Raw genomic sequence first — 5,888 nt, forward strand, 5'->3', positions numbered from 1 at the left:
CATAATATTCACCTCCAGAATATTATGCAGCGAAACTATCAGAACTGTACATACTTAATTAATCATTTCTGTACATTATTAAAGTAGCATTTATAACGATGCCTATCGATGTTATATAATTGATAGGCATTTATTATCTAATATATAGTGAAAAGCCTCTAGTGATGAATAGTCCAAACGACAACTTTGGTTGACTTAGGTGTTTCAAAGCTCACTGAAAGTTTCTCCAATTTCATCATATTTTCCTCTTTTAATTTCATTTATTCATTAAAATATTCTTTGTTATATTCAGAGACTCGAAACCACAGGAAACTTCAGGAAAATTTCACCTGAAAGCTCCATGCCTTAGATTAAATGGTAAGATGTTTAGAGATACATAATTTTAATTCTTAGACTGTAGATGGGTGATTGAGTAATAACTTGTCTTAAATTCCAAAAACATTCTGTGAACAGAGGTAAATGATTTATATGTAATACCTCCAAATCAAGTTTTGGTCATACAACTCCATTTATATTTCCATACCAAGACAGATTGCCCATTACAGTCACATAAACGGATGTAACGTAACGCCCCAAGGACTGGTGCAACAATTACAATCAGAATAAACTTTGCAGGTCGTGAACAAGGAGGGATATTAATGTCTGACGAGAATAAAAGACAGAAAATAAAAGTAATTCAATTTGATAAGAGCAAAAATACATTAATGGAATCCACTCAGCCCCAAGAAACGTTTGAAGACGTAGGCGGTATGGAAGATTTAAAGAAAAAAATTAGAATGAACTTTATCTTACCACTGCAAAACCCTGAATTTTTCAAAGCTTATGGCAAAGAGGCTGGCGGTAGCTTATTGCTATATGGTCCCCCTGGATGTGGGAAAACTTTTTTAGCAAAAGCAATTGCTGGTGAGATAGATGCAAATTTTCTTCACCTAGAATTGCAAGCGATATTATCCTTGTACGTTGGTGAGAGTGAGCATAACCTTCATGATGTATTCGAAAAAGCTCGTGAACATAAACCTAGTGTATTGTTTATCGATGAGTTAGATGCGCTTGGTGGAAGTCGACAAAACATGCGGCAGCACCACGAACGCATGCTAGTGAACCAATTATTGATTGAACTGGATGGACTAAGCTCCCACAACGATGGAGTCTATGTAATCGGGGCAACAAATACACCTTGGTATTTAGATTCAGCACTACGGAGACCGGGCAGATTTAATCAATTAATTTTTGTTCCGCCGCCAAGTGAAGAGGAACGTGAGCACATTCTCAGTCTAAAGCTAAAAGATAAGCCACAGGAAAAGCTCCAGTTAAAGAAGGTGGCAAATAAAACGCAGCTGTTTTCCGGTGCCGACCTGGAGCAGCTCATTAGCGATGCGGTTGAAAATGCCTTACATCGTTCACTTGAAACAGGAGAGCTACAGCCGCTTACGAATTCTGATGTGATGAATGTATTAAAAGAACGAAACCCAACAACAATGGAATGGTTCTCAACCGCGAAAAACTATGCAACCTTTAGTGATGTCAACAAAAACTATCAACACGTACTAGACTATATAAAAGAAAACAAAATTAAATAGGAGTGAATTTGTTTTGAATGAGGAAATCCAATACTCACAATACGATAGAGTTGTACAGCTATTAGACTGGAATAGATTCAGAGAAGCAGTCAAAGAAGCCGAAAACTATATTCAAATGTATCCAGATGATGCAGATGGTTATGCACTACTCGGCCGAATCTATTTGGCGATGGACGAATATAAAAAAGCGTTGCACTGGTCAGAAGAGTCACTTCGCAGGGATCCAGAAAATCCTACAGGTTGGGAAGTTAGAGCACTAACTTTATATACAAAACAAGACTGGAAGGCTACGATGCATACAATTAAGGAAGCATTAGCATTGTTTCCTGAGAATGGTGTATATTACCTACTTGAAGGAAATATTCACAATAAAAATGCAAATCCGAAAAAAGCGAAGGTAAGCTTTGAACAGGCATTAGAGCTTGAACCCTACAATGCAGTTTATCTTGCCCATTATAGTTACACGCTAAGCATGCTTCGCGAAGACGAGCCATCCACTGAGGCTGAGGTCCAAGCACTGGATTTAGATCCTGATAATTATCTCGTTTTCATGTATTTAGGATGGGCAGCGGATCAACGCGGTGAGCACGATAAAGGTCTGGATTATATGGAAAATGCTGTTCGTCTCGAACCTGACAATGAACAAGTACGTAACGAATATGTGGAACTTCTACAAAAACAATATAAGCTTTACCGAATTTTATTATATCCAACAAAGGTATTTAGAAAAATGAAACCATGGATTGCTGTTGTTACTTGGATCCTAGTCTGGATTATTTTCAAGCCGCTTGTACTCGTCTTTATCGTTTTATATGTCTTGTCACATTGGTCTACTAAACTTATCGTTAATAAGAAAATATATGGCAGATTATCTGGAAACTAGTTACTGTCACAGTGACGCCTCGGATTTTGTCGAAGGCTATGGGGTCAAACCCCTGTCGTGGATAAAGTGTGTTGATTCATCATCAAAAGGAAGTTTGAAGTAAATAATGTAATTACTGTGCTATTTCGTGAAATTGTTGAAGGTTGTTAGCTAGATAGTTAATTGACTGTGACAAAGTGATATAGCAATTGACTATTGTTTGAGATGTAACCATGGATCTTCATTATAGTGACATTTTAAGATTACTATCTTCCTTAAGAAGGGAGGTGGTAGGATGACATTATCAAGCATTAAGCCTAGTAGCTCAATTCTGTTTAACATTATTAGCTACACTTACACTTATTGTAACTATTGTTGTCTTTCTAAACAAAAAGAAATAACCGTCCCCATGACCAGTGGAAAAGGCGGTTACTTCTTTGTTAAAACATACATGGTTAGCCGCTCTTTATGCGGTCTGTAGTTACGCTTACCGAGTGGTTGCATCCACTCGGTTTATTTTGTTTATATTGTATAAGTTATTATAATATAAGTCAAAAATGATTGGTCACAGTGACACCCTGGATTAAGTTAGGGAATAGATCGCAACTGTGACAACCGTGTCGAATAGCAGAAAAAATTTCCCGGGAAATTTGTCAGTTGTTGTTTGAATTAGTTTTGACTGGAGATATGTCTATCCCTCATTTTAATTTCTCTGGCAAGGAAAGGATGGATTCTATTAATGTATTCAGTTTGTTTTCCACTCGGTGTAATAAATAAAAGGTTACAGCAATAGGAAATCCAATATCCGTGATTAAAGACAACCATGTTTCCTCCAATGTAATTCCTCCTTTTCTCTCTGGATTCTTTTATAGAGATTGGTCTTGTTGTAATTTGGATAAGGAGCCTGTCCCTAATCCTAGTTGGTAGAACAAAAGGGAGCGGAATGCCCGCTCCCTAATCATTAGATGACAATATCAAATACGTTACGTTCCACAATTCTTGCGCTATGTTTACTAACGAAATCACCGCCGGATGAATAAAAAGCATTTTGGGCAATGATGGTATCCATCGCTTGGTTAATAGCAGCTGAATCTGCTGGTTCAATGGGATTATCCATAGAGATTGTAACGATTTTGCTTTCTTCATTTAAAAATTTTAGCTCCAATGTTTTCAAAATCATTCACCTCCTTCCTTTCAGTGCGTGTTGTACTGATTACTCAACGGTTATAAGTGAGCTATCGTTTTGTTTCACAGAATAGAGTGTTCTTGTTTGTAATGGAACTAATGCTTCTGTGATTGCAAGTAACTGATCTGGTGTTGCTGCTGTTTTAACATTGTTGAATGTTTTGTTCTTATAAATAGTGTTTCCAGTGTCTAAATCAACGCCATCTTCAAAAACTAGCTGAAGTCGAGTATCTATTTTCGTTGCTACTGCCATGTTTGCCTCACCTCCTTCCTTCATATCTATAATCGTTAGGAATAGGGAAGTAGGTGTCTATTGGATGAAATTTTTTTAAAAAAGGGAATAGGTATGCAGACGAAGTTAATCCTGAAGATTAGATTGTTAAACGATATGGTACAGTGACGGTCTGGAATTTATCGAAGTGGATAGAAAGAGGGGAATGATACTTGTGCTCCATTTCTCGCTGCTAATTATATCTCGCAGAATAAGAACCAAAACTATTGCTATCGCACTTCTCAAGTATTGATCAAACGTTTGATTAATATAAATCAAGCAACGTACTGCTTAAGGTATGGTTACTTTTAGGAAAGTGTATTAGATATAAGAAAAGCTCTGTGTCCTTAATGGTAGGGGTTCATGAGAAGTGTTATCGCAATTCTATTTTTAATAGCGTGCGAAATAAACCTCCGAATAAACGGAGTGAAAGATTTTCAGTTTTTTGTTATTTTGGATTTTTTGTAGTAATGTAAAGACAAGATATTTATCTTTTTTTGTCTTAAGAAAGCCTCCTCTATAAAGAACTTCGTTTCATTTCTAATTTCTTGTTGATTCATTTGCTTAAACACTTCTATAATTCAAATTCTCATTGTATGAAAAAACTGAATAACTGGATGCTGAAATATGACTGTTAGTGTTCAAATATTGGCTCAGAAGGTTATCGTGTGCAGGAGGAGGTGTGAATTTCACTTAATATGGAATCCGGTGATTGTGGGCTTGCCGGATTCTTCTGTAAAGGATTCCAGGGAGCGGGTGTGGTAGTGATAGGCATAAATTCAAATATTAATAAGCCAAGGATAGTGAAAGTAATCCATCTACGTACCAAGAATAGACCTATTAATACAGAATGATTTTTATTAAAGGTAAAAAATATTTAATAGAAGGAGTATTTTCATGATTTTATGGGAGCTCCTATTGGAGTGGTATGGGGCATCTCACCACCTTTGTTTTTTCTTATACATTATTTCTAGATGAAAATTCTGTCTCTTTCATTAGTGATAAAGTATTGATTTTTATAAAAAATTACATACAAATGTAATATATTCTCTAGACTTATCTGTATAATTATGTCAATAATATAATAATACTAATAAATCTTTCGGCTTATGGTAAATTACAAGGAGTGATAGATAAATGGCACTATATAACTTGAGTGAACAGTTACTACAAGACATTGGTAAACAAATTATAAATGGTGACTTGAAGCCGGGGACAGTGTTACCAAAAGTAGAAACCTTAAGTAAGAATAGAGGTGTAAGTCGAACGGTCGTACGTGAAGCGTTAAAGGGATTAGTCGCTCGAAGGTTAGTTATGTCCTCCACCAAAGTAGGCACAATTGTTAGGGAGCGGTCAGAATGGTTATGGATGGATCCTAATGTTTTACTCTGGGCATCAGAATCAAATAATCAAAAATTGTTCTACATGCAATTACTAGAATTGCGGTTAGCCATTGAACCAGCAGGAGTACATTTAGCTGCTCAAAACGCAACTGAGAAAGACAAAGAAGAAATTCGTTTTCGATATAACCAACTAGAATCATCATTTGATAATGTATTAGAATGGCCTAATGCAGATTATGAGTTTCACAATAGTATTCTCCTTGCTGCACATAATGAATTGATGTTAAGCCTAGTAAAGAACTTAAGAGAAGTATTAATTAAAGGGCGACAAATAAATAGAAACGTTAATAAAAGTTTATCAGATGATGAAGAAAGATATAAAGGACTTTTGTTACATAAAGCGGTTATGGAAGCAATTTGTGCAGGAGACGGTCAATTAGCCCAAGAAAAAATGAGAGAACAGTTATTGAGATTAGTAGAAATAGTCAAAGCTTACCCAAGCTAAATTCTATTAATTATATGTATAAAAAAGGGGCCTCAATTTGGTTATTTATAAAGTGGTCCCTATGTCAAGGACACTTTTAAAAAAAGGCCTTAAATTTTAATAATTAATAGCGTATTCTTCCGGTAAGGAGGAGATACGACAT

At 35.9% G+C, this 5,888-nt stretch carries 6 protein-coding genes and 1 pseudogene; 4 read left to right on the forward strand and 3 right to left on the reverse strand.

The window, feature by feature from the left end; genetic code table 11:
* Window positions 1-638: 638 nt before the first annotated feature.
* The 3 genes and pseudogenes from JOC48_RS21045 to JOC48_RS21825 form a co-directional block, all read left to right on the forward strand.
* Window positions 639-1,580, forward strand: a complete 942-nt coding sequence (locus JOC48_RS21045) for an ATP-binding protein (protein ID WP_204502372.1) — start codon at window positions 639-641, stop codon at window positions 1,578-1,580.
* Window positions 1,581-1,593: 13 nt separating this feature from the next.
* Window positions 1,594-2,463: a tetratricopeptide repeat protein gene (locus JOC48_RS21050; RefSeq protein ID WP_204502375.1), complete on the forward strand. Its 870-nt coding sequence runs from the start codon at window positions 1,594-1,596 to the stop codon at window positions 2,461-2,463.
* Window positions 2,464-2,756: 293 nt separating this feature from the next.
* Window positions 2,757-2,843: pseudogene (locus JOC48_RS21825) on the forward strand (hypothetical protein); the annotation flags it as partial.
* A 297-nt stretch (window positions 2,844-3,140) separates the two neighbouring features.
* Here the strand turns inward: JOC48_RS21825 and JOC48_RS21055 are convergent.
* The 3 genes from JOC48_RS21055 to JOC48_RS21065 all read right to left on the reverse strand — a co-directional run bounded on the left by JOC48_RS21055 (window position 3,141) and on the right by JOC48_RS21065 (window position 3,880).
* Window positions 3,141-3,278 carry a YvrJ family protein gene (locus tag JOC48_RS21055; protein WP_204502377.1) on the reverse strand — a complete coding sequence of 46 codons (138 nt, stop codon included), beginning with the start codon at window positions 3,276-3,278 and terminating at the stop codon, window positions 3,141-3,143.
* 125 nt (window positions 3,279-3,403) lie between these two features.
* A complete protein-coding gene (locus tag JOC48_RS21060; protein WP_204502379.1) occupies window positions 3,404-3,616 on the reverse strand; it encodes a DUF2922 domain-containing protein in 213 nt (70 codons plus the stop codon).
* 39 nt (window positions 3,617-3,655) lie between these two features.
* Window positions 3,656-3,880 (reverse strand): DUF1659 domain-containing protein, encoded by a 225-nt coding sequence (locus tag JOC48_RS21065; RefSeq protein ID WP_204502382.1) that lies wholly within the window; start codon window positions 3,878-3,880, stop codon window positions 3,656-3,658.
* A gap of 1,155 nt (window positions 3,881-5,035) precedes the next feature.
* Between JOC48_RS21065 and JOC48_RS21070 the strand changes: the two genes are divergently transcribed.
* The gene (locus JOC48_RS21070; RefSeq protein WP_204502383.1) at window positions 5,036-5,746 is read left to right on the forward strand and encodes a FadR/GntR family transcriptional regulator; all 711 of its coding nucleotides are present in this window, start codon (window positions 5,036-5,038) and stop codon (window positions 5,744-5,746) included.
* The last annotated feature ends 142 nt before the right edge of the window (window positions 5,747-5,888 follow it).

It is taken from the genome of Aquibacillus albus, from assembly GCF_016908325.1.
Taxonomy (GTDB): Bacteria; Bacillota; Bacilli; order Bacillales; family Amphibacillaceae; genus Aquibacillus_A; species Aquibacillus_A albus.

Coding starts and splice junctions, on each gene's coding strand:
- JOC48_RS21045 (WP_204502372.1), top strand. CDS start 639: ATGTCTGACGAGAATAAAAGACAGAAAATAAAAGTAATTCAATTTGAT.
- JOC48_RS21065 (WP_204502382.1), bottom strand. CDS start 3,880: ATGGCAGTAGCAACGAAAATAGATACTCGACTTCAGCTAGTTTTTGAA.
- JOC48_RS21070 (WP_204502383.1), top strand. CDS start 5,036: ATGGCACTATATAACTTGAGTGAACAGTTACTACAAGACATTGGTAAA.